Genomic DNA, 23,500 nt, shown 5'->3' on the forward strand with positions numbered 1-23,500 from the left:
CGTCAGGCGGCGACGGGCAGTCCGAACACCAGCGACTGGTGCGCTGCCACGCCGGCCATCGCGCCATCCGCCACCGCAAACGCGACACTGCCCGCCATGCGCGCCGCATCGCCGCAGGCATACACGCCGGCCACGCTGGTCGCCTTCATCATATCGGTGCGCAGGAAGCGGCCCATCGGCCCGTCTTCCATCTCGCAGCCCAGCAGCTCACCCAGCGGACTGGCGCTGTGCAGACGGCTCAACACGAACAAGCCATCCAGCGCCAGCGCGCGGCCATCCGTCAGCGTTACGGTGGCAGTGCCGCTGACAGCTTGCACCCGCGTGCGCTCGATCGTCACGCCGCGCGCCGCCAGCTTGGCCAGTTGCTCCTCGTCCGGCTCAAAAGCGCCGTTGAGGAAGAAGGTCACCTGCCCCCAGTCGGGCAGCATCATCGCGTGATGCCAAGAATGCGGGCCGGTCGCCAGTACGCCGATGCGGCCCTGATTCAATTCGTAGCCATGGCAGTACGGGCAGTGGAAAACACTGCTACCCCAACGCTCGGCCAGGCCGGGAATCGATGGCAGTTCGTCGGCCATGCCGGTGGCGAGTACCAGCCGCTGCGCCTGCGCCACGCTGCCGTCGCTCAGCATCACGCGAAAGCCATCGTCATGCTGCACCGCCTGTGTGGCCAGGCCTTCGCGCCAAGTCACGGTGGGATACTTCATCAACTGCGCTCGGCCATCAGCGGCGATGGCCGCGCCTTCGCGCCCGTCCTGCCCGAGGAAGCCGTGCGAGTGGCTGGCGTAGCGGTTGCGGCGCTGGCCGGCGTCGATCACCAGCACGCGGCGGCGGGCGCGCGCCAGTTGGGTGGCGGCCGACAGTCCGGCGTAGCTGCCGCCGATAACAATCACGTCGAATTCATCGATGCCCATGCTGCACTCCCTTGTGATGTGTGTTGAAGCTGGCGGACAGCTCGGCCAGCGTTACGTCTTTAAACCGGGAGATCAGCAATGCTTCCGCCTCATCGAAGGCGCTGCCCAGCGACTCGTTGACGGCGCGCTCCACCAGGCATTGCGGTTGCTCGACGCGGTTCCCCATCGCGAACACGGTGGGCGAGCCGACCGCTTCGTAGATGTCGTGCAGCGTCACCTCGCGCAGGTCGCAGGTGATGCTCCAGCCGCCGCCGTGCCCCTTGTCGGAACCAACGTAGCCGCGCTCCCGCAGCCCCGCCAGTACGCGCCGCACCAGCACCGGATTGGTGTCCAGGAAGCCCGCCAGTTCTTCGGATGTAAAAGGCCTGTCGCCATGCGCCATGTGCAGCAGCACGTGCAGGATGGAGGAAAGTTTGCTGTCTCGTCTCATGTAACTAATGATAGTACATAATCGCAAAACGTGCACGCAACTCGCTAAACTGAGGCCATGCCATTGATGGCGGCTGCGCGCGGCGGTACATTGAAGGCATGCGCTACCTCTCCCTCCTCCTGTTTGCCTTCTCCCTCAGTTCCGCCAGCGCCGCCCCGCGCGACGCCAGAACCCAGGCCACTTACGATTACCTGCTCGGCATCTGGGGCAAGAACATCATCGCCGGCCAGTCCGACCTGACCTGGCGCGACGATGTCGATATGGCGCAGCGGGTGCACGACGACACCGGCAAGTATCCGGCGCTGATGGGCTACGATTTCATGAACTACTACGACGCCACCGAAGCCGATGGCCGCCACCAGACCGAGGAAGCCATCGCCTGGTCGCGCAAGGGTGGACTGGTGAGCTTCCACTGGCACTGGCGCATGGAGAACGGCAAGTTCTACACCAAGGAGACGCCCTACGCCATCCCGTCCGATCAGAACTGGCGCAAGATCGATGACGCCATCGACCGCATCGCCGTCGAATTGAAGCGGCTACAGGACGCCAACGTGCCGGTGCTCTGGCGCCCGCTGCACGAAGCCTCCGGCGGCTGGTTCTGGTGGGGGCGCCCGCGCAGCGACGGCGTGGAGCCGGCGACCGCCTACATCCAGCTATGGCGCCATATGTACACGCGCCTGACGCAAACGCACGGCCTGCACAATCTGATCTGGGTATGGAATGGACAAGACCCGGCCTGGTATCCGGGCGATGATGTGGTGGACATCACCGGCTACGACATCTACGACAAGACCTACAGCGCGGCCTACCGCAAGGCGCAGCAGCACGCCAAGCCGATTGCGCTGACCGAGACCGGATACATTCCCGATCCGGCGCAAAGCGCTGCCGCTGGCGAGTGGTGGTTGTGGTTCATGGTGTGGAATGATGCCGCCGGTGCTGCGGGCGTCACCAGCCAGGATAATTTCTGGACTGGCGAGTACCACAACACCGGCGCGCACAAGCGCAAGGTCTACAACGATCCGCGCGTGATTACGCTGGACCGTTTGCCGAAGTTCTGACGCTTACTTCGCCGCAGCAGGAGCCGGAGCAGCAGCAGGTGCCGCCGCCTTGGCCTCGTCGCCCGACATCGCGACCGACAGCTTGGCCGGATCGACCGCCTTGCGGAAGGCCGCGTTGACCTGCGCCAGCGTGGCCGCATTCAGCTTGGCTTCAAACTCTTTGCTCCAGGCGAAGGTACGGCCCAAGTACAGGTTGCGCGCCCAGCCGCCGGCCAGCGAGGTATCCTTGGCGCGGTTCTGCTGACGCATTTGCAGCAGGCCCGATTTGGCATTGACCAGCTCCGCCTCGGTGAAGCCATCCTTCAGCACGCGGTCCAGTTCTTCGCGGATCGCGGCTTCCAGCTTCTTCAGGTTCTGCGGCGCGGCGATGGCGGCGACGGAGAAGCTGCCGGCACGGTCCAGCGAACCCGGACGCAGGTCGCTGCCACCGCCATAGGACAAGCCGTCCTTCTGGCGAATGCGGTCCATCAGACGCGATTTCAGGCCGCCACCGCCGAACATGTAGTTGGCCAGTTCCAGCGCCGGATAATCCGCGTCGTTGGAGTTCAGGTCCACGTTCAGGCGCGCGGTGTAGAAGCCGTTTTCCTTGTCCGGCGCATTCAGCATCACATGCAACGGCGCCTTCTCCACATTGGTGCTCAGCACCGGCGCATACGACGCCTTGCTGTTCCAGCCGGTGAAGTTGTCGGCGATGGTCTTGCTGACCGCAGCCTTGTCGAAATCGCCGACGATGGCCAGTTCGCCGTGGCTGGCGCCGTAGTAATCGCGGTGGAAGGCAATCACGTCTTCCAGCTTGATCGCTTTCAGCGCGGCCAGTTGCTCGTCGATGCTCATCGAGTTGCGCACGTCGCCTTGCGGATAGTGGTTAAAGTGCTGCTCGATGGCTTGGCTGGCCAGCACTTGCGGCTCGCTGCGCGACGCCTCCAGGCCGACGATCCACTGCTGGCGCAACTGCTCGAATTCCGCCGGCGAGAAGCTCGGCTCTTTCAGCACATGCGCCGCCAGACGCAGCGCCTCATCCAGGTTAGGACCGGTGGTCTCGAAGCGCTGCGGGCTGCCGGTGATCTTCAGCTTGGAGAAAGCGTCGGCCAACTGTTCGCGGCTGTATTTGCTGGTGCCGCGCATCAGCATCTGGCTGGTGAAGGCCGATACCACCGAGGTGTTGACCAGGTTTTTCTCGTCGCCCCAGTTCAGCTGCAGTGTGACGGCCACCGTCTCGCCGCGGTTCTTCTTCGGCAGCAGCGCCACTTTCAAGCCGCCGATGGTTTTGATTTCGGTGCGGGCGTTGATGTTGTCGTTGGTCGGGTCGAAGACTTCCGACGTCAGCACATTCTCTTTGGCCTTGAAGCCTTTCATCGCCTCTTCCACGCCCGGTGCGGCCGGGATCTCGGCGCGCTGCGGATTGTCTTCCGGGATGAACTCCCCCACCACGCGGTTATCGCGCTTCAGGTAGCGGGCGGCGACATCGGCCACTTCCTTGGAGGTGATGCTCGGCAGCTTGTCGCGGCCCTGGAACAGCAGACGCCAGTCGCCCAGCGAAATTTCTTCCGACAGCGTCACGCCCACGCGCTGCGGATTGTTCAACGACTTCTCGATGCTGTTGGCGAAGTTGCGGCGGGTACGTTCCATTTCCTCTTCGGTCGGCGGCGTCTTGGCGAAACTCTCCACCGCCTCGATCAGCGCATCGCGCACCGGTTCCAGCGGCTGGCCGGCCTTGACCACCGCACCGATGATTTGCAGGCCAGGCGCATAGCCAGTCTCGCCGAAGCTGAACACCTGCGCCGCTTTGCCGCTTTCCACCAGCTGCTTGTGCAGGCGACCGGTCGGCGTATCGCCGAGGATCTCGGACATGAAGCTCAGCGCATCGCTATCCTGCTGCAGCGCGCTCGGAATCTTGTAGCCCAGCGCGACGATCTGCACGTCGCCCTTGCGGCGCACGATGAAGCTGCGCTCACCATCCTGGGTTGGCTCGACGGTCCAGAAAGGCGGCAGCGCGCGTTTCGGTTTTGGGATGGCGCCGAACGATTTGGTAATCCATTGCAGCGTTTGCGCCGGATCGAATTTGCCGGCCACCAGCAGCACCGCGTTATCCGGCTGGTAGTAGGTGTGATAGAAGCCTTGCAGGTTCTCGATCTTGACGTTCTCGATGTCGCTGCGGTTGCCGATGGTGGAACGGCCGTAGCTATGCCAGTCGTAGGCCACGCTCTGCATGCGCTTCAGCAGCACCGCGAACGGGCTGTTCTCGCCGCTCTCGTATTCGTTGCGGACCACGGTCATTTCCGAATCCAGATCCTTGCGCGCGATGTAGGAATGGACCATGCGGTCGGCTTCCATATCCAGCGCCCATTTCAGGTTCTCAGGACTGGCCTGGAACACTTCGTAATAGTTGGTGCGGTCGTTGGCGGTGGTGCCGTTGAATTCCATGCCGCGCGCGGCGAATTCCTGCGGGATGTTCTTGTTCTTCGGCGAGCCTTTGAACATCAGGTGTTCCAGCAAGTGCGCCATGCCGGTTTCACCATAGTTCTCGTGGCGCGAGCCGACCAGATAGGTGACGTTGACGGTGACGGTGGGCTTGGAAGCATCCGGGAACAACAGCACCTTCAGGCCATTCGGCAACCGGTACTCGGTAATGCCTTCGACTGACGGTCCCTTGACCACGCCGGCCGGCAATGGGGCGGCGGCAGGAGCAGCGGCGGCCCAGGCGGTTCCGGTGGCAACGAAGGACATTCCGCACAGCAGAAGGCTGGCGGCGGCGACGTGTTTCAGACGGCTGTTGTTCATAGTCTCTCAGAGAAAAAACATAGGAACGAGCAGCATACGCCGCTGCCGTCGGCGTGGGTAGTACCTTAAGGAAAAATTAACTCTGCGTTTATTTTTTCTCAGGAACCAGGCAGGCATCGACCACTTGCAGGTCGTTATCCTTGGCGAATGAGAGGACGAAGTGATAGGCCAGCGGCTCCAGGTCGCGCAGCTTGCCGTTGACCACGACAGACTTGACGCCGTTGACCACGGTCGGGGTCACATATGGGGAAAACTGCAGGTGGGAATCGCGGCCGCCGCCGGTGCCTTCCGGCTTGAAACAGGCCATCACGCCGCACAGGCGCTCAGCCCAGTCGCTGGGACGGAACTGGCGGCCATTACTGGTCTGGCCAACGATGAAGAACGAATCTTGCTGTTCTGCCGGTTTTTGAACTGACATAGGCGCGGCTGCTTCTGCGTAGAGAGGAAGGGACTTACGTATTATATCTTATAGAAGACCTAAATAAGTAAGACCTTGATACGTAAGGACTTTTTCCTGATACTTCCTACTTTGGTGCAGAAATGGTTAATTCCTGCACCAGAGCAATACCGCTATTGTACCCGTTAAGGCGATGCTCCGAGCCACCATGCGCTCGACAACAGCAATAACAGCATCATCCACAACAACAGTGCGCGCCACACCAGGCCGACGGTGCTTTGCAGCGAGCGGATATTCGGCTCGTCGCCCGGCATCACGTCCGGTTCGATCTCGATATCGACCGTGGTGGCGTCCACCATTTGCGCCTTGACGGCGTTTTCCGCCGGCGTGCCGAGGCGCACGCCCATGGCGCCGCCACCGGCCGACAGGATGATGCCGATCGCCTCGTTGGACCAGCGATGGGCGAAATTGCGCCAGGCGTAAATGGCATCCTCGAAGTTACCGACCACGGCGAAGGCGACGGCGGTCAGGCGCACCGGAATCCAGTCGATCCAGTAGAACGCGCGCGAGGCGAACTGGCCGAAGGCTTCGTTGCGCATGTGCTCAGGCTCGTTCCAGGCGCGCGCCAGGTGTTCGGCCACGCGGTACATCACCGCCCCTGCCGGGCCGAGCGGCATCAGGAACCAGAAGAACACGCCGAACACATTGCGGTGCGTGGTCACCAGCGACTTCTCGACGGCGATACGGGCGATTTCCGAGACTTCCATGCCGACCGTGTCCAGCTTGGTCCATTCGGCCAGCAAGGCGCGCGCAGCGGCTTCGTCGCCGGCATTCAGCGCCAGCTGGATCGAGGTGAAATAGTGGCTGTAGTGGCGGAAGCCCAGGGTCAGGTAGACGATCAGCACGTTCCAGGCGAAGGCGGCCAGGAACCAGTCGTAATGCCGCAGCACCCAGTAGATGGCGGCGGTCGGGATCATCAGGATGGCCATCATCAGGAACCAGCCCATGCGGCCGTGGGTCGAGTGGCCGGCGTTGAACCAGGTCTCCATCCGCAACGCCAGGCTCTTGATTTCGGCGTAGATCGGATTGTCTGCGCGCAGCGGTTTCATCTGCTCGATCAGCAGCGCGCATAAAATGGAAAGAAATGTCATTAAACGTCCTTTGCGGGGGCATAGCCTCAATGCCCGTTACGATAGCCTAGTTCTTACTCCGCGCGCAAGAAATGGAACAGATTGCGGAGCATGCCGGCGGTCGCGCCCCAGATGTAATACCCTTCATACGGCATCGCATAAAAGCTGCGGCGGCCATTCGGCAGCTCGGCCGACAGGCGCTGGTGGTTGGCGCCGTCCATCAGGAAGGCCAGCGGCACCTCAAAGATGGCGGCCACTTCGGACGGGTCGGCCACCACCTCGAACGGCGGCTGCACCAGCGCCACCACCGGCGTCACGCAGTAACCGGTGCCGGTCAGGTAATTGGGCAGCGTACCAAGAATCTCGACATGGCGGCGCGCCAGGCCGATCTCTTCTTCCGACTCGCGCAGCGCGGTGTCGACGGCGTCGCTATCAAAATCTTCGGCGCGGCCGCCGGGAAAGCTGACCTGGCCCGGATGATCGGTCAGGTCGGCGTTGCGCTGGGTCAGCAGCACCGTCAGGCCATGCGCGCGCTGCACCAGCGGAATCAGCACCGAAGCCGGCGTCGGCGCGCGGTCGGCGCGGCCCGGCAGCACGCGTTCGCTGCCTTCCGGCGTCCACACTGCGGGCGGTGCGGCAAAGCGGCTGCGCAGCCAGGCGGGCGCCAGGCGCTCCGGCAAAATGGCGGGTTCGCCGGCGATGCCGTCTATCGGCAGTTGCTGGGGATCGAAAGGTGGCTGGGCCATGCGGGACTCCTTAGAAGCAAAAAGGCGCCAGTGGCGCCTTTTATCGGGCGCCTGCGGGCGCCCTTTCCAAACACAACCGATATTACACGGCTGCTTTCGCCGCTGGGCGACGGTTTGGCAATTTTTCTTTGATACGTGCCGATTTACCGGAACGATCACGCAGGTAGTACAGCTTAGCGCGACGTACGTCACCGCGGCGTTTCACTTCGATCGAAGCGATCAGCGGGGAGTACAGTTGGAAGGTACGCTCAACGCCTTCGCCGGACGAGATTTTACGAACGATGAAGTTCGAGTTCAGGCCACGGTTACGACGGGAGATGACCACGCCTTCGTAAGCCTGGGCGCGCTTGCGGGTGCCTTCGACTACGTTAACGTTAACGATCACGGTATCGCCAGGAGCAAAATCAGGAATGCTTTTGCCCAGACGAGCGATTTCTTCTTGCTCGAGTTGTTGAATCAGGTTCATTTTTAATGACTCCATAAACCATCGTGCTGGCGCGCTATGCGTGTTGCCACGCTTGCCCAGTAGAGGATGGGGTTATAACAAGCAGGCTCAGAGGCCTGCCAAAAATTGCTCGTCGCGCTTGGTGAGCAGTCCTGCCTCACGCGCTTTGATAAGCAAATCCGGTCGCTTGCGCGCGGTCGCTTCCAGCATGCGCTGGCGGCGCCATTTTTCTATCTCGGCGTGGTTGCCGCCCATCAGTACCGGCGGCACGCCCACACCTTCATACGTTTCCGGCCGCGTGTAGTGCGGCGAATCCAGCAAGCCGTTGACGAAGCTGTCTTCGATGGCAGAGGCGTCGGTGTTCAACACGCCGGGAATCTGGCGGATCACCGCATCCATCAAGGCCATCGCCGGCAACTCGCCGCCGGACAGCACGAAATCGCCGAGGCTGATTTCTTCATCGACCACCCGGTCCAGCAAACGCTGGTCCACTGCTTCGTAACGGCCGCACAGGATCACCAGACCGGGTTCCTGCTTGAGCTGCATCACGCGTTCGTGCGTCAACTGCTTGCCCTGGGGTGACATGAACAAGACGCGGGGCGCGGGCAGACCGGCATCGGTCTGGCGTTGCTTCGCCGCGTTGAGCGTCGCTTCCAGGGGTTTGGCCAGCATCACCATGCCGGGGCCGCCGCCATAGGGGCGGTCATCCACGGTACGGTGATTGTCGGTGGTGAAATCACGCGGATTCCACAGCGACAGGCCACATTTATTCTGTTCAAACGCGCGCCGGGTCACACCCGACTGCGTAATTGCGGCAAACATTTCCGGGAACAGGGTTACGACATCAAATTGCATGGCGAACCGCCCTCAATGTTTTGCTTGGCTTAGTAATCAAGGCCCCAGTCGACAATGATCTTCCTGGCTTCCTTGTCCACCTTGTTGATGAACGCGTCGACAAATGGGATCAGGCGCTCTTGCGCCGCAACTTCTTCTGGCTTGGCGTCTGCGGATGCGGCTGGCGTAATGCGCAAGATCGACTGCGGACCATTGCTCATCATGTCAGTCACCGTACCGAGGTGCTCACCTTGCAGATTCTCTACTTCCAGACCGATCAGATCAGTCCAGTAAAACTCATCGTCGGACAAGACCGGGAAGCGGCTTTGCGGAATGAAGACAGCGGCGCCTTTCAGCGCTTCCGCCACGTTCCGGTCAGTCACACCGACCAGCCGCGCCACGACGTCGCCGCCATGCAGTTTGACCTGCAAGACTTCCACATCGTACAGCGCCGGCTTATCCAACCACCAGGTTTTGACCTTGAGGAGTGCATCCGCATCTTCCGAGAAAGGACGAATCCTTACCCAGCCTGCAACGCCGTAAGCACCGAAGACAAAGCCTACCTGTGCCAGATCGTCGGGGATTTGCACCCCGGATGCATTCTTATCGGTCAAACCGGTAACCAGACTTGCTTAGGCTGCTTTTTTGTTCTGAGCAACCAGGCGAGCGACGGTTGGCGACAGTTGTGCGCCAACAGCTTGCCAGTGAGCCAGACGGTCTTCGGTGATGCGCAGGGCTACTTCTTGACCCGAAGCCATTGGGTTGTAGAAACCAATGCGCTCGATGAAACGGCCATCGCGACGATTACGCGAATCGGTTGCAACGATGTTGAAGAAAGGACGCTTTTTTGCGCCACCACGAGCTAAACGAATAACGACCATAATATTTCCAAAAAATTTGTGCTAGGACGGAAAAAGCCGCAAATTATAGCAAGCTTTGCCGCGAGGCAGCAAGCGTTAATGAAATAATTGGGCATGTTGGGGTAATCAAAGATTATCCCTTGTTCCGGCACTCGGGGCAATAGGCTTACCCGTAAAAAAGGCGTGCCGGGGGGCGTATTATGCCTGATACTGCTGAATTCCCGGCTATCGGATCGACAATCATGACCGTTTTGCACCAGCCCCGTCACAAAAACAAGACACTTGCCGCTTTGCTGGCCTTCCTGCTGGGCGGCCTCGGCGCACAGCGCTTGTACTTGCGCGGCTGGCGCGATCCTTGGTTGTGGACGCATCTGGCTTGCCTGCCGGCGGCCTGGCTGGTGGCGCAGATCGTGCCGCAGGCGGACGGTTTCTACAAGCTGCTGCCGATCATCGTCTCCGGCCTGGTTGGTTTCCTGGAAGCGCTGATAATGGGCGTAACGCCCGACGACAAATGGGACGCGCGCCATAACGCCAGCTCCGGCCGGCAGTCGGACACGCACTGGCCGGTGGCTGTGGTGCTGGTGGCCAGCATGATGATCGGCGCCGGCGGCCTGATCGCCACCCTCTCCCGCCTGTTCGACCTGATCTACACCGGCGGCGCTTATGGCTAATATCGATTTGATACGCGGAGTTCAATCATGAAATTTCTGGTGGTCGGCGCTGGAGCGCTGGGTGGGTATTTTGGCGGGCGTTTGCTGGCGGCGGGCCAGGATGTGACGTTTCTGGTGCGCGCTGGGCGAGCGGCGCAGCTCACGCAGCATGGATTGCGCATCAGCAGCCCCAAGGGTGACCTGACGCTACCGGCGCCGCCGCATCTGCTGTCGGAGCAACTGACGCAGCACTATGACGTGATCATCGTCGGCTGCAAGGCCTACGATCTGGACGCCACCATGGAATCCTTCGCCGCCGCAGTCGGCCCGGACACCGCCATCCTGCCCGTGCTCAACGGCATGGCACACCTGGAACGACTGGCCGCGCGCTTCGGCAAGGAGCGCGTGCTGGGCGGCCTGTGCCTGATTTCCGCCACGCTCAACGAGCAAGGCGACGTCCAGCATCTGAACGACACGCACGCGCTGGTATTCGGTGAACTCGACGCCACCACCTCGGCGCGCGTGGCCGCCATTGAAAACGCCATGGCCGGCGCCAATTTCGACGCCCGCGCCAGCAGCGAAATCCGCCAGGAGATGTGGGAGAAGTGGATCTTCATCACCTCGCTGGCCGGCGCCACCTGCCTGCTGCGCGGCAGCGTCGGCGACATCGTTGCCGCCGGCCAGACCGACGTCACGCTGGCCTTGCTGGAAGAATGCAACGCCATTGCCACCAGCCACGGCTTCCCGCCACGCCAGCATCCAAGCGAACGCGCCCACGGCATGCTGACGGCGGCCGGATCGCCGATCACCGCATCCATGCTGAAAGATTTGCAACGCGGCGGCGCGATCGAGGCCGACCACATCGTCGGCGACATGCTGGCGCGCGGACAGCATCACGCCGCACCGACGCTGAAAATCGCCTATGCTAATTTAAAGACCTACGAAGCGCGCCGTGAGCGCGAACGCTCGCTGCGCTCAATGAAGGCTGAGTGACACCATCGGACTCAACGCCGCAGTCAAACGCGCCGAAGGACGCGCGCCGGCCGCCACCGCCCAGGCCAGCACCCACTGGCCAGCGCGGATTTCATCGGCTATGGTACTGGCTTGTAGCAAGCGCTGCGCGGCCTGACTCATACGATCGATGGCATACGCTTCGCGGTCGACGCGTGCAGGATGGATGGTGATTCGTTTCATGCTGACCTCACTAAGAATACAGCTTGTACGCACGCAATACCGTATCAGATTCAATCAGCACCAAAAAAGGAGAACAACATGACCCAACGCACCCTGATGGCCGCCCTGCTGCTGGCCGCCCTGTCCAATACCGCCCAGGCACAAAGCCCCAAGGAACATTTCGATTCCGACACTAAACGCATCGCCACCCGCTATGCAGACGACAAGAAACTGTGCGGCGACGAGCGCGATTCCAGCCAGCGCATGCAATGCCTGCGCGATTCCAAGACCGAATACGACAGGGCCATGGCGCAAGCGCGCGACCAATACAAGAACGCAGGCAAGCCGGGCGCCTGCCATGACTGCGGCAAGGTGACGTCCATCGTAGTGGGTGAAAAATCCGGCGAAGGCAGCGCGCTGGGCCTGATCGCCGGCGGCGTGGCCGGCGCCCTGCTGGGCAACCAGGTCGGCAGCGGCCACGGCCGTCAATTGGCCACCGTAGCGGGCGCCGCCGGCGGCGCCTATGCCGGCAAGAAGATTGAAGAGAAAGCCAAATCCAGCAAACTGTGGACCGTGCACGTCAAATACGACGACGGCCGTCAAGCCGCCTTCAACTTCGACCACGATCCAAAAATGCTGAGCGGCGACCGCGTGCAAAACGCCAACGGCACCCTCGTCCGCCGCTAATCGCTGAGCGGCGTTAATTTAAATCATGGTAAGTTCCGTGACCGCCACCGGAAGCGATGGCGGTCACGAAAGAGCGCTTAGAACTGCTCGATGTCCAGCGCCAGTACGCCGGCGCTGCCGTCGGTGATCGAGCTGCGGATGCCCGCTGCTTGCGACAGGAAGTGGTCAGCGAAGAAACGCGCGGTGGCGATCTTGGCTTTGTAGAAGCTGGCGTCGCCATCGCCGGCGTTCAGCTTCTGCTGCGACACCAGCGCCGCGCGCGCCATCTGCCAGCCGCCCAGCACGATGCCGGCCAGCTTCAGGTACGGCACGCTGCCAGCAAATACGCCCTTGATGTCGGACTTGATGTTGGCCACCACGTACTCCACCACCGCTTCCAGCTCGGTCGCGCCCTGCGCCAGATGCTTGCGGATCGCGGCGAAATCGGCGCCGTCCAGCTTGGCCAGTTCCGCTTCGGTGGCGCGCACTTGCGCGATCAGTCCCTTGGCGATCTTGCCGCCGTCGCGCACGGTCTTGCGGCCGATCAGGTCGTTGGCCTGAATCGCCGTCGTGCCTTCGTAGATGGTCAGGATCTTGGCGTCGCGATAGTGCTGCGCCGCGCCGGTTTCTTCGATGAAGCCCATGCCGCCATGGATCTGCACACCATCGCGCGTCACGTCCTGCGACAACTCGGTCGACCAGCCCTTGATGATCGGCACCAGGTACTCGTACACCGCCTGGTTGTGCGCGCGCGCCTCGGCATCGGCGCCGTGGTGCGCCTGGTCGTACAGCGAAGCGCCAACATAGGCCAGCGCGCGCGCCGCCTCGGTCTGCGAACGCATATTCATCAGCAAGCGGCGCACATCCGGATGATGGATGATGGCCACGCCGGACGGCGAACCAGTCAGGTCACGCGATTGCACGCGGTCCTTGGCATACGCCAGCGCGTGCTGGTACGCATGTTCCGACAGGCCGATGCCTTGCAGGCCGACGCCAAAGCGCGCCGCATTCATCATGATGAACATGTATTCCAGGCCGCGATTCTCTTCGCCCACCAGCGTGCCGATGGCGCCGCCGTTGTCGCCGAATTGCAGCACCGCAGTCGGGCTGGCCTTGATGCCCAGCTTGTGCTCGATCGACACGCAATGCGCATCATTGCGCGCGCCTAGCGAACCGTCGGCGTTGACCAGGAACTTCGGCACGATGAACAGCGAGATGCCCTTCACGCCTGGAGGCGCATCCGGCGTGCGCGCCAGCACCAGGTGGACGATGTTGTCGGTCATGTCGTGATCGCCATACGTGATGAAGATCTTGGTGCCGAACACTTTGTAGGTGCCATCGCCCTGCGGCTCGGCGCGGGTACGCACGGCGGCCAGGTCGGAGCCGGCTTGCGGCTCGGTCAGGTTCATGGTGCCGGTCCATTTGCCGGTCACCAGGTTTTCCAGATAAATGGCTTTCTGTTCGTCGCTGCCGGCCGTCAGCAGCGCTTCAATCGCGCCGTCCGACAGCAGCGGGCACAGGGCGAACGAGATGTTCGCGCCGTGCAGCATTTCCACGCATGGCGTGCCGACCAGTTTCGGCAGACCCTGGCCGCCGAAGTCGGTCGGGTGCTGCAGGCCTTGCCAGCCGGCGTCGGCGAACTGGCGGAAGGCTTCCTTGAAGCCCTTGGACGTGATCACGCCGTCCTTGGTCCAGTAGCTCGGTTCCTTGTCGGCCGCGTGGTTCAGCGGGGCGATTTCGGCAGCGACGAATTTCGCGCTTTCTTCCAGCACGGCTTCGGCGGTTTCCGGGGTGGCGTCTTCACAGCCTGGCAGTTCGCTGACCGCTTGCAGGTTGGCCAGTTCGTTCATCACGAACAGCATGTCTTTGATGGGTGGTTGGTATGGCATCTCGTCTCTCCAAGAAAAAGGCCACGGCAATCCGGCGTTCCGGATCAGCGTGGCCTCAGGGGTACTTTACGTGGCGTTAGCCCAGTTCAGCTACCAGTTGTGGCACGACGTCGAACAGGTCGCCTACGATGCCGTAGTCGGCAACGGAGAAGATCGGCGCTTCCGGATCTTTATTGATGGCGACGATGGTTTTCGAGTCTTTCATACCGGCCAAATGCTGGATCGCGCCGGAGATACCGACCGCGATGTACAGGTTAGGCGCAACGATCTTGCCGGTCTGGCCGACTTGCCAGTCGTTCGGCACGAAGCCGGCGTCGACCGCAGCGCGCGAGGCGCCCATGGCGGCGTTCAGCTTGTCTGCCAGCGGTTCCAGAATCTTGAAGGCTTCGCCCGAACCCATGCCGCGGCCACCGGATACGATGATCTTGGCGGCGGTCAGATCTGGACGATCCGACTTGGCCACTTCACGGCTGACGAACGACGATTTGCCCGAATCGGCAACGGCCGTCACGGTTTCCACCGCAGCCGAACCGCCGCTAGCGGCAGCAGCGTCGAAACCGGTCGAACGCACGGTGATGACTTTGACTTTGTCGTTCGATTGCACGGTAGCGATGGCGTTACCGGCGTAGACCGGACGCTCGAAGGTGTCCGGTGCATCCACTTTGGTGATTTCCGAAATCTGCGCCACGTCCAGCTTGGCGGCCACGCGTGGCAGGATGTTCTTGCCGTAAGCGGTGGCTGGCGCCAGGATGTGGCTGTACGCAGCAGCGATAGCCAATGCCTGTTCGGCGACGTTTTCAGCCAGGCCGTCGGCGAAGTGCGCGGCGTCGGCGTGAATCACTTTCGACACGCCGGCCACGGCGGCAGCGGCGGTTGCCACGGCGCCCGCGTTGGAACCGGCCACCAGGATGTGCACATCGCCGCCGGCTTGCGCCGCTGCGGTCACGGTGTGCAGGGTGCTGGCCTTCAGGCTGGCGTTGTCGTGTTCTGCGATAACTAATGCGACCATGTTCAGATTCCTTTAGATAACTTTAGCTTCGGTGCGCAGCTTGGCGACCAGGGTAGCAACGTCCGGGACAATGATACCGGCGGAGCGTTTCGCAGGCTCGGCGACTTTCACGGTTTTCAGACGCGGGGTCACATCGACGCCCAGGTCTTCCGGCTTGGTGACATCCAGCGGTTTCTTCTTCGCTTTCATGATGTTCGGCAGCGTCACATAGCGCGGCTCGTTCAGGCGCAGGTCGGTGGTGACGATGGCCGGCAGGGTCAGCGCCAGGGTTTCCAGGCCGCCGTCCACTTCGCGGGTAACGGTGACTTTGCCGTCTTCCAGCGTGATTTTCGAGGCGAAGGTCGCTTGCGGCCAGCCCAGCAGCGCAGCCAGCATCTGGCCGGTCTGGTTGGAATCGTCGTCGATCGCTTGCTTGCCCAGGATGATCAGCTGCGGCTGCTCTTTGTCGGCCAGCGCTTTCAGCAGCTTGGCCACGGCCAGCGGTTCCAGTTCGGCGGTGGTTTCCACCAGGATGCCGCGGTCGGCGCCGATCGCCATCGCGGTGCGCAGGGTTTCCTGGCACTGGGTCACGCCAGCGGACACGGCCACCACTTCGGTGACTTTGCCGGATTCTTTCAGGCGGGTCGCTTCTTCCACCGCGATCTCGTCGAACGGGTTCATCGACATTTTGACGTTGGCGATATCAACGCCGGTGCCGTCGGACTTCACACGCACCTTGACGTTGTAGTCGACCACACGTTTGACGGGTACCAAGACTTTCATAGCTGTGCCTTTGGGAAAAGATGAATTCGGGACTAAATAATGTGGGCTAGATTATATGAGAAATCTGCCCCGCACAAGAAATCAAAGCACGATCGTGCTATTTTTCGCTAGTAGAAATCGTCTAAAAAATAAATCTTCCAGACGAAATTCTTGGGGAGAAAATGCAGCGGCTGTTATTTGCGCTGCATCAAAAAGACAAACTCACGGCCAGTTTGGACGTGCGACAACAGGGTGTTACCGGTTTGTTTACTGAAAGCCTGGAAATCACGCACCGAGCCAGGATCGGTCGCCATGATGCGCAGCACTTCACCGCTCTGTAGTTCCGAAAGGGCTTTCTTGGCCTTCAGAATCGGCAGCGGACAGTTCAGACCGCGCGCATCCAACTCCTTGTGGAATTCGATGGTATCGTTTTCTAGTATTGTTTCGCTCATCAAGAAACCCGCTCGTTTGTGGGGAGGTGTCGTCATACTACTCCTTTTTAGAGGGGATGACGCGCTGCACCAAAATAGTTCGTTGTACGTTGCAAGTTCGCAACGCAAGCTGGAAAGTATACAACAGTCCGCCCCATACGACAACGGCCTGCTTGCGACACCAAGTCGCACGCAGGCCGCATTAACACAGCTTTACAGCTGGATTATCGACTTTACAGACGGGAGCCGATCCACTCCGCTACGCCTGCCAGCGCACCTGGCAGACCAGTTGGATCGGTGCCGCCGGCTTGCGCCATATCAGGGCGTCCGCCGCCTTTGCCGCCCACTTGTTGTGCAACAAAGTTGACCAGCTCACCGGCCTTGACCTTCGAGGTGGTGTCGGCGGTCACGCCGGCGATCAGGCTGACCTTGCCGTCGTTAACCGAAGCCAGCACGATGGCAGCGGTCTTCAGCTTGTCCTTCAGCTTGTCCATGGTCTCGCGCAGGCCGGTCACATCGGCGCCGTCCAGCGTGGCCGCCAGCACCTTGATGCCCTTGACGTCGACCGCTTGCGCAGCCAGCTCGTCGCCCTGGCCGGCAGCCAGCTTGGACTTCAGTGCCGCCAGTTCTTTCTCCAGCGATTTCACCTGATCCTGCACGGCGCCGATCTTGACGATCAGTTCGTCCGGATTCGATTTCAGCGCCGAGGCCGCTTCGTTCAGCTTGCGGGCCATGCCCTGCACCAGCGCCAGCGCGCCTTCGCCGGTCACGGCTTCCACGCGACGGATGCCGGCAGCGACGCCGCCTTCCGCGATGATCTTGAACAGGCCGATATCGCCGGTGCGCTGCACGTGCACACCACCGCACAGCTCTTTCGAGGTGCCGATGTCCAGCACGCGCACTTCGTCGCCGTACTTCTCGCCGAACAGCGCCATCGCGCCATGCTTGACCGCGTCGTCGAACGACATGTGCTGCGCCTTGGTGGCGTGGTTTTCCAGGATCTCTTTGTTGACCTTGGCTTCCACTTCAGCGATCTGCTCAGCGGTCAGCGGCGCGTTGTGGCTGAAGTCGAAACGGGTTTTGTCCGGATCAACCAGCGAACCTTTTTGCGCCACGTGCGAACCCAGCACTTCGCGCAGGGCTTTGTGCATCAGGTGGGTCGCCGAGTGGTTGCGGATGGTGCGGCCACGCTTGTGCAGGTCCACTTGCGCGGCGACGATCTCGCCCACTTTCAGCGAGCCCTGGGTCAGCACGCCGTGCTGGCCGAACACGTCGGCCTGGATCTTCAGCGTGTCTTCCACCGTGAACAGGCCGGTCGCGGCCTTGATCTCGCCCTGGTCGCCGACCTGGCCGCCGGATTCGGCATAGAACGGCGTGGTGTCCAGCACCACGATGCCCTGCTCGCCTGCCTTCAGTTCCTGCACCGGCGCGCCGTTGGCGTACAGGGCGATCACTTTGGCGTCCGCGCTCAGGTCGTCGTAACCGATGAACTTGGTTTTTTCGCCCGAATACTCAACGTTGGCGGCCATCTTGAACTTGCCGGCGGCGCGCGCGGTTTTCTTCTGCTGTTCCATCGCGGCGTTGAAGCCGTCTTCATCCAGCGTGATGTTGCGTTCGCGGCAGATGTCGGCGGTCAGGTCCAGCGGGAAGCCGTAGGTGTCGTACAAGGTGAAGGCGGTTGCGCCGTCCAGCTTGCTTGGATCCTTGGCCAGCTGGGCTTCCAGGATCTTCATGCCGTTTTCCAGCGTTTCGCCGAAGCGCTCTTCTTCCGCTTTCAGCGTGGCGGCAACGCGCGCCTTGGCTTCTTTCAGCTCCGGATAGGCGGTGCCCATCTCGATGTCCAGGTCTTCCACCAGCTTGTAGAAGAATGGCTTGGTCTGGCCCAGCTTGTGGCCGTGACGCAGCGCGCGGCGGATGATGCGGCGCAGGACGTAGCCGTGGCCTTCGGCGCCAGGAATGATGCCGTCAACGATCAGGAACGACGCGGCGCGGATGTGGTCGGCGATCACGCGCAGCGATTTCGATTCCAGATCGGTGGCGCCGGTTTCGCGCGCGGCGGCCTTGATCAGGTTCTGGAACAGGTCGATCTCGTAGTTCGAATGCACGTGTTGCAGCACGGCGGCCAGGCGCTCCATGCCCATGCCGGTATCCACGCATGGCTTCGGCAGCTTGTGCATCACGCCCGCTTCGTCGCGGTTGAACTGCATGAACACCAGGTTCCAGATTTCGATAAAGCGGTCGCCGTCTTCTTCGGCCGAGCCCGGAGGACCGCCCCAGATATCGGCGCCGTGGTCGTAGAAGATCTCGGTGCATGGGCCGCATGGGCCGACGTCGGCCATCTGCCAGAAGTTGTCCGACGCGTAGCGAGAACCCTTGTTGTCGCCGATGCGGATGATGCGCTCTTTCGGCACGCCGATTTCATTGGCCCAGATGTCGTAGGCTTCGTCATCTTCAAAGTAGACGGTGACGGTCAGCTTGTCGGCCGGCAGCTGGTAGACCTTGGTCAGCAGTTCCCAGGCGTAGTTGATGGCGTCGCGCTTGAAGTAGTCGCCGAAGCTGAAATTGCCCAGCATTTCGAAGAAGGTGTGGTGACGCGCGGTGTAGCCGACGTTTTCCAGGTCATTGTGCTTGCCGCCGGCGCGCACGCAGCGCTGCACGCTGGTGGCGCGCGAGTACGGGCGGCTGTCCAGGCCCAGGAACACGTCCTTGAACTGCACCATGCCGGAATTGGTCAACAGCATGGTTGGGTCATTGCCTGGCACCAGCGGGCTGGACCGGACAATGGTATGACCCTTAGATTCGAAAAATTTGAGGAACTTCTCGCGGATTTCAGATGATTTCATGTCGTTATAGGGTAAATAGCTGGCTGGTGCAAAAGAAGGATTATGCCACAGCCAGCCCGTACTTCCCCCAACTAACGCGTCGCCAGCCTCACCACCTGCTCGGTGATTTCCCCGCTGGCGAGGTTCCGTTGCGGCACGGCCATCAGCACCTCGCCGCCGGCCTCATCGTTCTGATCGAAGTCGATCCGCACCTGCAGCTTGCGGTCCAGCGCCACAAAGGTGTTGGGCCGGATGGCCACCATGCGGTGCGGCCCCAGCTCGTCGATTTCACCGTACACCGCGGTGCCGCCGCCGCGCAGGTGCAGCGTCTGGCCGTTATCAAGCGTATAAGATCCGCGGAATTGGCGCATTTGCCAGTCGTCCATGTGATAACGGTGGTCCGGCAGATCGATGCTCAGGCGCGGCGCCGGCACGGTGACGCTCTCATCGCCTTGCTGCGCTTGCGCGCCCATGGTGGCGCACAGCGCCAAACCCAACAGCCATTGAATTTTCATTTTCCCACTCCCTGTCTTGTTGATTTCACACCGCCAGCCGGCAGCGTGTCACAAGTCTAGACAGCGATAACCGCAGATACATCACTCGAACGATTGAGCACGCAACGATGCGGCCGGCACGCCATGCAGCATCGACACCAGCTCCCCCTGGCGGCGCGTGCCGGTCTTGCGGAACAGCTTTTGCAGATGGGTCTTGACGGTGTGCAGACTGATGTCGAGCGAGGCCGCGATGTCTTCCAGCGCTTCGCCATGCGCCAGCGCCTGCGCCACGCCGGCCTCGGCTGGCGTGAGGTCGAACAGCTGCATCAACAGCTGGCGCGGCAGGCGGTGCGCCTCGGGGTCGCCGGCCATCACAATCGCGCAAGCCGGCAGCGCGGCCAGCTCTTCGGGCGGCAAAAACGGCACCACCGTCAGCAGCAGCGGCTGGCGATTGCGACGCGGTAAACTGAGGGCATGCAGATTGGCTGTATCGTGTGGAGAAGCGAGCACGGCGGCGACCAGCTGCGCCAGCGACTTGTCGCCGCAGACGGCGTCCTGCAACAGCTTGTCGCCGTGCAGACGCAATGCCGTATCACGTTCCAGCAGCGCGCCGGCGGCGGCGTTGGCATGCAACAGGCGCAACTCCGCATCGACCAGGAACACCGCAATGTCCATGTGATTCAAGGCGGCGTCCAGATAGGTGGCAACCGCATAGGACGTTAGCGCCAGCTGCATGTGCTCCCCTTCGATAATTCTGGAATCAGCTTAGAGGCCGATCGTCAGAATATATACTCGGAATGTCACGCGGGGAGAAAAAATTTAAATGAACATTCCTCCAGGCTTAGCTGACTTGCTTAAAACTTGTAGCGCCCGGTCAGCTGGAACTCGCGCGGATTGACCGGCGTGACGGTGTAGCCGTCTGACGTAAAGCCGCGATGGTTGCCGCTGTTGACCAGCGTGGCGTCGATGCTCCACTTCTTGGTCTTGTAGGTGACGGTCAGGTCGATGCTGGACATGGCCGGCAGCGACACGCCATTGTCCGGCAAGGTGGCGGTGCGGCGCGACTCGAACACATAGCCGGCGCCCAGGCTCCAGGCCGGTGTCACGTCGTAGCCCAGGTACAGGCTGCTGAACCATTTCGGCACGCCGGCCAGCAAGGCGCCCACCGGCAGCACGGTGTCGTGGCTGACGTAGGCGCTGGTGTAGGACGCGGCGGCGTCCAGCTTGAGCTCAGGCGTAAAGCTGTAGCTCAGGTCCTCCTCGATGCCGCGGCTGTGGCGGCGGCCGGAGTCGATCTGGAAGTTGGGGCTGGCCAGATCCTGCGTCAGCACGTTCTTGCGGGTGATCGAGAACAGCGAAGTGGTCATCTTCAGCGACTCGTCCGGCGCCGTGTATTGCAGGCTGCCTTCGGTCTGCGTGCCCGCTTCCGGACGGAACAGCTTGCCGCTGGCGCTCTTGGCGCCGATCTGCGGCCGCGACGAGTTGGTCCAGCTGAGCGCGGCGATCCAGTTCGGATGCAGCTGGTAGGTCAGGCCCACGCGCGGCGAGAACAGCGAATCACTCTGCGACGAACGCGCCTCGCCGGCCTCTTGCAGGTAATCGCGGTAACGCTCGGCGCGCAGGCCCAGCAGCAGGCGAATGGACGGACTGAGCTGGAAGCGGTTTTGCGAATACAGTACCAGGTTGTCGGTACCGTAGGTTTGATCGGCCAGCGTGTCCAGCGCACCGGCCATGGCGGCGCCATACACCGGGCGGTAGATATTGATGGCGCTGCCGCTGCCGACGTCCAGCTTGTAGCGGTAGTCAAAGCGCCCTATTTCCAGCCCCAGCAGATATTCGACCGGAATCTGCGCCAGCGTGCCGCGACCGATCAGCTCGGACTGCGAGACGAAAATGGTCTGGTTGGCGCGGTCGCGCTGCGACACCCGCTTGACGTTGCCAGCCGTGTCCACCAGGTCGGCCAGCGCGTAGTTATAGGTGTCGTAGGCCAGGCCGGCGTCGCGGTAGCTCTCCACCTGGTACAGCAAAGCCTGGCGCAAATGGTCGCCGTTGGCCAGCTTGTAGTCCAGTTCCATGCGGGTGGTGTTGTCGACGATGCGCATGCGGTTGTCCGGCTCGCCGAGGAAGCGCTTGGCCGGCAACCCCAGCAGGGCCTGGTTGGCCAGCAGTTGCGGATTCCAGGTGGCGTCCAGGTAGCCGCCGTTATAGGACACGGTCAGCTTCAGGTCCGGCGTGACGCGCCACTCGATCACCGGCACGATGAAGGCCGACTGGCGGTTGTTGTAATCGGTATAGGTGGCGCCGCTGTAGGCCTGGGCATTGACGCGGTAGGACACGTCGCCGACCACATCGGCCACGTCCAGCCGCACGCGGCTCAGGCCGGGACTGCTGGTGAACACGCTGATGTTGCGGTAATCAACCAGCCCCGGCATCTTGGCAATGCTGTTGAGGTCGCCGCCTGGCTTGCCGTTGCCGTACAGCGCCGATGCCGGCCCTTTCAATACTTCGATCGACTCCATCGAGCAGAAGCATTCGGTGCCGAGGTAGCCGTAGTCGCGGTGGCCGTTACGCAGCGCGCTGTCGTTCTTGAAGCCGCGCAGGAAGTCGCGGTTGTATTCAGAGCCGCCGAAAGTGGCCGGCGCCACCGCGCCGCTGGCGTCGATGTCGGTGCGTTCCACCACCAGCGCCGTCACCGGGCGTTCCAGCGCGGCAGGGGTACCGGTTTCAACCGGGGAAGCGGCGGCGGTTTGCGCGCGCGTATCGAACGCCGCGCACAGCGCCAGCGTCAGCGCCGACAAGCGCAAGGTGGTACTCAGTGCAGTCTTGGACATGGTTTGTTTTTCTCCGAGATGAAGCGGCGGATCATATCGGAGAAAAAGCATGCAAAACCGTCATGTAGCACGTTTGTGCTACACGCGATGCGGCAAAAAAGAGACGTTCGGTCGACGGCGTCTAATGTGGCGTGCTATTCGGGTCGTTGAACATTTCGTCGCACTCTGCATTGGCAAAACTTTTCAGTTGATCACCCAAACTCCGCACTGGCGCCGCGTCAGCAACCACGTCCGGCTGCGTGCTGTGCGTTTCACTTTCCACGAACGATTTCTTGAAATTTTGCATGACAAAATTGACGCCACGCGAAGAAATATTCCTCAAGTCGCCATCGAGAAACTGACCAAAAGTCGCTGTACTGGACACAATTTCAAAACTTGGGAAATAGTCGCAGTGCACAAATTTTTTGCAAAGATAGTCGGCCGCGACGCGCAGCGTCGACTTGGACGACATGGTCGCTACCTGCACATTGTTATCCGTCGCCGTGGCTGCCAGCGCCACCGGTGACACGGTGAATATCCATTTCAATTCAGGATTGATGTCCTTGATGAAATTAACGCACCAGGTGAGGTCTTCGATAATTTCAAACGCATCGAAATTGACGAATTTATATAGCTCCGGATCGAACGTGCCGATACGGGTTCCTGGGCAGGCGGGAAACACCAGTCCGCTCGCGTTGTCGTACCACGCCTCGGTGAGTCCCAGCGTAAAAATGAAGCAATCACTGCTCAGAAATAGCTGTTTCACGCATTCATAGTGATAAACACGGTCGCATATCAAGTCGTGCTCGCTGTCAAAGCCTTCCGTCTGGATGCCGGGCCTTAGCAAGTCCGCCCATCCAGTAGGCGTTTCGACGCTCATATGCGTCAATGGACGCAAATGGAAGGCAAATTCTATAACCTGACGCAATTGCCGCGCCGTATAGATATTGCCGTAGCGCGCCGAGAACTGTCCGTACTGCAGCTCCCCGGCCCGCGCCGACGTCAATATCGTCGGCGCCACCTCATAAACACAATGATTGAGACCCAGCGCTGGTAAATTTCTCGCCAGATGTTGAGCAAAGCAGCTTCCAGCTGTGGCGATTTTATCCCGAGGACTTAATTTGAATTTGACATTGGGTTTGAAATTAACATCAGCCCAGAATTTTTCACCGATCCCACTTTTCCAATAGTTGTGCTCAGGGAGATTTTTATATGGATGCATA

24 protein-coding genes are annotated in these 23,500 nt (G+C 61.3%); 4 read left to right on the plus strand and 20 right to left on the minus strand.

Annotated features, from left to right (window positions below):
* Positions 1-2: 2 nt before the first annotated feature.
* Complete coding sequence (locus GTP69_RS05270; RefSeq protein ID WP_161053904.1) at positions 3-911, minus strand: NAD(P)/FAD-dependent oxidoreductase; 909 nt, start codon at positions 909-911, stop codon at positions 3-5.
* Positions 898-1,341 (minus strand): Rrf2 family transcriptional regulator, encoded by a 444-nt coding sequence (locus GTP69_RS05275; protein WP_161053905.1) that lies wholly within the window; start codon positions 1,339-1,341, stop codon positions 898-900. The genes GTP69_RS05270 and GTP69_RS05275 overlap by 14 nt, the downstream gene beginning before the upstream one ends.
* A 98-nt stretch (positions 1,342-1,439) precedes the next feature.
* Here GTP69_RS05275 and GTP69_RS05280 point away from each other — a divergent pair, with 98 nt between their 5' ends.
* On the plus strand, positions 1,440-2,399 hold the full coding sequence (locus GTP69_RS05280) for a glycosyl hydrolase (RefSeq protein WP_161053906.1): 960 nt from the start codon (positions 1,440-1,442) through the stop codon (positions 2,397-2,399).
* Positions 2,400-2,402: 3 nt separating this feature from the next.
* Here the strand turns inward: GTP69_RS05280 and GTP69_RS05285 are convergent, their stop codons facing one another.
* The 8 genes from GTP69_RS05285 to rpsP all read right to left on the minus strand — a co-directional run bounded on the left by GTP69_RS05285 (position 2,403) and on the right by rpsP (position 9,613).
* Complete coding sequence (locus GTP69_RS05285; RefSeq protein ID WP_161053907.1) at positions 2,403-5,180, minus strand: M16 family metallopeptidase; 2,778 nt, start codon at positions 5,178-5,180, stop codon at positions 2,403-2,405.
* Positions 5,181-5,268: 88 nt separating this feature from the next.
* A complete protein-coding gene (locus GTP69_RS05290; protein WP_161053908.1) occupies positions 5,269-5,598 on the minus strand; it encodes a DUF3579 domain-containing protein in 330 nt (109 codons plus the stop codon).
* Between the two features lie 164 nt (positions 5,599-5,762).
* Positions 5,763-6,728 carry a CobD/CbiB family protein gene (locus tag GTP69_RS05295; RefSeq protein ID WP_110846924.1) on the minus strand — a complete coding sequence of 322 codons (966 nt, stop codon included), beginning with the start codon at positions 6,726-6,728 and terminating at the stop codon, positions 5,763-5,765.
* 53 nt (positions 6,729-6,781) lie between these two features.
* On the minus strand, positions 6,782-7,453 hold the full coding sequence (locus tag GTP69_RS05300; RefSeq protein WP_161053909.1) for a CoA pyrophosphatase: 672 nt from the start codon (positions 7,451-7,453) through the stop codon (positions 6,782-6,784).
* Positions 7,454-7,535: 82 nt separating this feature from the next.
* On the minus strand, positions 7,536-7,919 hold the full coding sequence (gene rplS, locus GTP69_RS05305) for a 50S ribosomal protein L19 (RefSeq protein ID WP_161053910.1): 384 nt from the start codon (positions 7,917-7,919) through the stop codon (positions 7,536-7,538).
* Between the two features lie 87 nt (positions 7,920-8,006).
* Complete coding sequence (trmD, locus tag GTP69_RS05310; protein WP_110846927.1) at positions 8,007-8,753, minus strand: tRNA (guanosine(37)-N1)-methyltransferase TrmD; 747 nt, start codon at positions 8,751-8,753, stop codon at positions 8,007-8,009.
* A 29-nt stretch (positions 8,754-8,782) separates the two neighbouring features.
* On the minus strand, positions 8,783-9,346 hold the full coding sequence (gene rimM, locus GTP69_RS05315; protein ID WP_161053911.1) for a ribosome maturation factor RimM: 564 nt from the start codon (positions 9,344-9,346) through the stop codon (positions 8,783-8,785).
* 18 nt (positions 9,347-9,364) lie between these two features.
* Entirely contained in the window at positions 9,365-9,613 is a 249-nt protein-coding gene (rpsP, locus tag GTP69_RS05320) for a 30S ribosomal protein S16 (RefSeq protein WP_072787273.1), read from the minus strand.
* Positions 9,614-9,834: 221 nt separating this feature from the next.
* Between rpsP and GTP69_RS05325 the strand changes: the two genes are divergently transcribed.
* Together GTP69_RS05325 and panE are read left to right on the plus strand one after the other, a co-directional pair.
* Positions 9,835-10,263: an NINE protein gene (locus GTP69_RS05325; RefSeq protein ID WP_161053912.1), complete on the plus strand. Its 429-nt coding sequence runs from the start codon at positions 9,835-9,837 to the stop codon at positions 10,261-10,263.
* Positions 10,264-10,290: 27 nt separating this feature from the next.
* Complete coding sequence (panE, locus tag GTP69_RS05330) at positions 10,291-11,235, plus strand: 2-dehydropantoate 2-reductase (RefSeq protein ID WP_161053913.1); 945 nt, start codon at positions 10,291-10,293, stop codon at positions 11,233-11,235.
* On the opposite strand, the gene GTP69_RS05335 is transcribed toward panE, so the two are convergent.
* The gene (locus tag GTP69_RS05335) at positions 11,218-11,436 is read right to left on the minus strand and encodes a hypothetical protein (RefSeq protein ID WP_161053914.1); all 219 of its coding nucleotides are present in this window, start codon (positions 11,434-11,436) and stop codon (positions 11,218-11,220) included. The two genes, panE and GTP69_RS05335, sit on opposite strands and share 18 nt — an antisense overlap.
* Positions 11,437-11,514: 78 nt before the next feature.
* On the opposite strand from GTP69_RS05335, the gene GTP69_RS05340 reads away from it, so the two are divergent.
* Positions 11,515-12,102, plus strand: coding sequence for an outer membrane lipoprotein (locus GTP69_RS05340; RefSeq protein WP_161053915.1), 588 nt, complete (start codon positions 11,515-11,517; stop codon positions 12,100-12,102).
* 77 nt (positions 12,103-12,179) lie between these two features.
* Here GTP69_RS05340 and GTP69_RS05345 read toward each other — a convergent pair whose 3' ends face one another.
* The 9 genes from GTP69_RS05345 to GTP69_RS05385 form a co-directional block, all read right to left on the minus strand.
* Positions 12,180-13,970 (minus strand): acyl-CoA dehydrogenase C-terminal domain-containing protein, encoded by a 1,791-nt coding sequence (locus GTP69_RS05345; protein WP_161053916.1) that lies wholly within the window; start codon positions 13,968-13,970, stop codon positions 12,180-12,182.
* Between the two features lie 76 nt (positions 13,971-14,046).
* Complete coding sequence (locus GTP69_RS05350; protein WP_161053917.1) at positions 14,047-14,979, minus strand: electron transfer flavoprotein subunit alpha/FixB family protein; 933 nt, start codon at positions 14,977-14,979, stop codon at positions 14,047-14,049.
* A gap of 12 nt (positions 14,980-14,991) precedes the next feature.
* Positions 14,992-15,741, minus strand: coding sequence for an electron transfer flavoprotein subunit beta/FixA family protein (locus GTP69_RS05355; RefSeq protein ID WP_110846935.1), 750 nt, complete (start codon positions 15,739-15,741; stop codon positions 14,992-14,994).
* 173 nt (positions 15,742-15,914) lie between these two features.
* Positions 15,915-16,172, minus strand: a complete 258-nt coding sequence (locus GTP69_RS05360) for a sulfurtransferase TusA family protein (protein ID WP_110846936.1) — start codon at positions 16,170-16,172, stop codon at positions 15,915-15,917.
* A gap of 212 nt (positions 16,173-16,384) precedes the next feature.
* The gene (alaS, locus tag GTP69_RS05365; RefSeq protein ID WP_161053918.1) at positions 16,385-18,994 is read right to left on the minus strand and encodes an alanine--tRNA ligase; all 2,610 of its coding nucleotides are present in this window, start codon (positions 18,992-18,994) and stop codon (positions 16,385-16,387) included.
* Between the two features lie 71 nt (positions 18,995-19,065).
* Complete coding sequence (locus GTP69_RS05370) at positions 19,066-19,488, minus strand: hypothetical protein (protein WP_161053919.1); 423 nt, start codon at positions 19,486-19,488, stop codon at positions 19,066-19,068.
* 81 nt (positions 19,489-19,569) lie between these two features.
* On the minus strand, positions 19,570-20,202 hold the full coding sequence (locus GTP69_RS05375; protein ID WP_161053920.1) for a helix-turn-helix transcriptional regulator: 633 nt from the start codon (positions 20,200-20,202) through the stop codon (positions 19,570-19,572).
* Between the two features lie 119 nt (positions 20,203-20,321).
* Positions 20,322-22,298, minus strand: coding sequence for a TonB-dependent receptor (locus tag GTP69_RS05380; RefSeq protein WP_161053921.1), 1,977 nt, complete (start codon positions 22,296-22,298; stop codon positions 20,322-20,324).
* A gap of 121 nt (positions 22,299-22,419) precedes the next feature.
* A complete protein-coding gene (locus GTP69_RS05385) occupies positions 22,420-23,499 on the minus strand; it encodes a GSCFA domain-containing protein (RefSeq protein ID WP_161053922.1) in 1,080 nt (359 codons plus the stop codon).
* Between the last annotated feature and the right edge of the window lies 1 nt (position 23,500).

It is taken from the genome of Duganella levis (genome assembly GCF_009857605.1).
In the GTDB taxonomy this organism is placed as follows: Bacteria; Pseudomonadota; Gammaproteobacteria; order Burkholderiales; family Burkholderiaceae_D; genus Rugamonas; species Rugamonas levis.

Bases quoted from the DNA above. Each gene is read 5' to 3' on its own strand.
- GTP69_RS05370 (WP_161053919.1), bottom strand. From the start codon at position 19,488: ATGAAAATTCAATGGCTGTTGGGTTTGGCGCTGTGCGCCACCATGGGC.
- GTP69_RS05380 (WP_161053921.1), bottom strand. From the start codon at position 22,298: ATGTCCAAGACTGCACTGAGTACCACCTTGCGCTTGTCGGCGCTGACG.
- alaS (WP_161053918.1), bottom strand. From the start codon at position 18,994: ATGAAATCATCTGAAATCCGCGAGAAGTTCCTCAAATTTTTCGAATCT.
- GTP69_RS05385 (WP_161053922.1), bottom strand. From the start codon at position 23,499: ATGCATCCATATAAAAATCTCCCTGAGCACAACTATTGGAAAAGTGGG.
- GTP69_RS05275 (WP_161053905.1), bottom strand. From the start codon at position 1,341: ATGAGACGAGACAGCAAACTTTCCTCCATCCTGCACGTGCTGCTGCAC.
- rplS (WP_161053910.1), bottom strand. From the start codon at position 7,919: ATGAACCTGATTCAACAACTCGAGCAAGAAGAAATCGCTCGTCTGGGC.
- GTP69_RS05355 (WP_110846935.1), bottom strand. From the start codon at position 15,741: ATGAAAGTCTTGGTACCCGTCAAACGTGTGGTCGACTACAACGTCAAG.
- GTP69_RS05335 (WP_161053914.1), bottom strand. From the start codon at position 11,436: ATGAAACGAATCACCATCCATCCTGCACGCGTCGACCGCGAAGCGTAT.
- GTP69_RS05375 (WP_161053920.1), bottom strand. From the start codon at position 20,202: ATGCAGCTGGCGCTAACGTCCTATGCGGTTGCCACCTATCTGGACGCC.
- trmD (WP_110846927.1), bottom strand. From the start codon at position 8,753: ATGCAATTTGATGTCGTAACCCTGTTCCCGGAAATGTTTGCCGCAATT.
- GTP69_RS05340 (WP_161053915.1), top strand. From the start codon at position 11,515: ATGACCCAACGCACCCTGATGGCCGCCCTGCTGCTGGCCGCCCTGTCC.
- GTP69_RS05280 (WP_161053906.1), top strand. From the start codon at position 1,440: ATGCGCTACCTCTCCCTCCTCCTGTTTGCCTTCTCCCTCAGTTCCGCC.
- GTP69_RS05345 (WP_161053916.1), bottom strand. From the start codon at position 13,970: ATGCCATACCAACCACCCATCAAAGACATGCTGTTCGTGATGAACGAA.
- rpsP (WP_072787273.1), bottom strand. From the start codon at position 9,613: ATGGTCGTTATTCGTTTAGCTCGTGGTGGCGCAAAAAAGCGTCCTTTC.
- GTP69_RS05270 (WP_161053904.1), bottom strand. From the start codon at position 911: ATGGGCATCGATGAATTCGACGTGATTGTTATCGGCGGCAGCTACGCC.
- GTP69_RS05350 (WP_161053917.1), bottom strand. From the start codon at position 14,979: ATGGTCGCATTAGTTATCGCAGAACACGACAACGCCAGCCTGAAGGCC.
- GTP69_RS05325 (WP_161053912.1), top strand. From the start codon at position 9,835: ATGACCGTTTTGCACCAGCCCCGTCACAAAAACAAGACACTTGCCGCT.
- GTP69_RS05290 (WP_161053908.1), bottom strand. From the start codon at position 5,598: ATGTCAGTTCAAAAACCGGCAGAACAGCAAGATTCGTTCTTCATCGTT.
- GTP69_RS05300 (WP_161053909.1), bottom strand. From the start codon at position 7,453: ATGGCCCAGCCACCTTTCGATCCCCAGCAACTGCCGATAGACGGCATC.
- GTP69_RS05285 (WP_161053907.1), bottom strand. From the start codon at position 5,180: ATGAACAACAGCCGTCTGAAACACGTCGCCGCCGCCAGCCTTCTGCTG.
- panE (WP_161053913.1), top strand. From the start codon at position 10,291: ATGAAATTTCTGGTGGTCGGCGCTGGAGCGCTGGGTGGGTATTTTGGC.
- GTP69_RS05360 (WP_110846936.1), bottom strand. From the start codon at position 16,172: ATGAGCGAAACAATACTAGAAAACGATACCATCGAATTCCACAAGGAG.
- GTP69_RS05295 (WP_110846924.1), bottom strand. From the start codon at position 6,728: ATGACATTTCTTTCCATTTTATGCGCGCTGCTGATCGAGCAGATGAAA.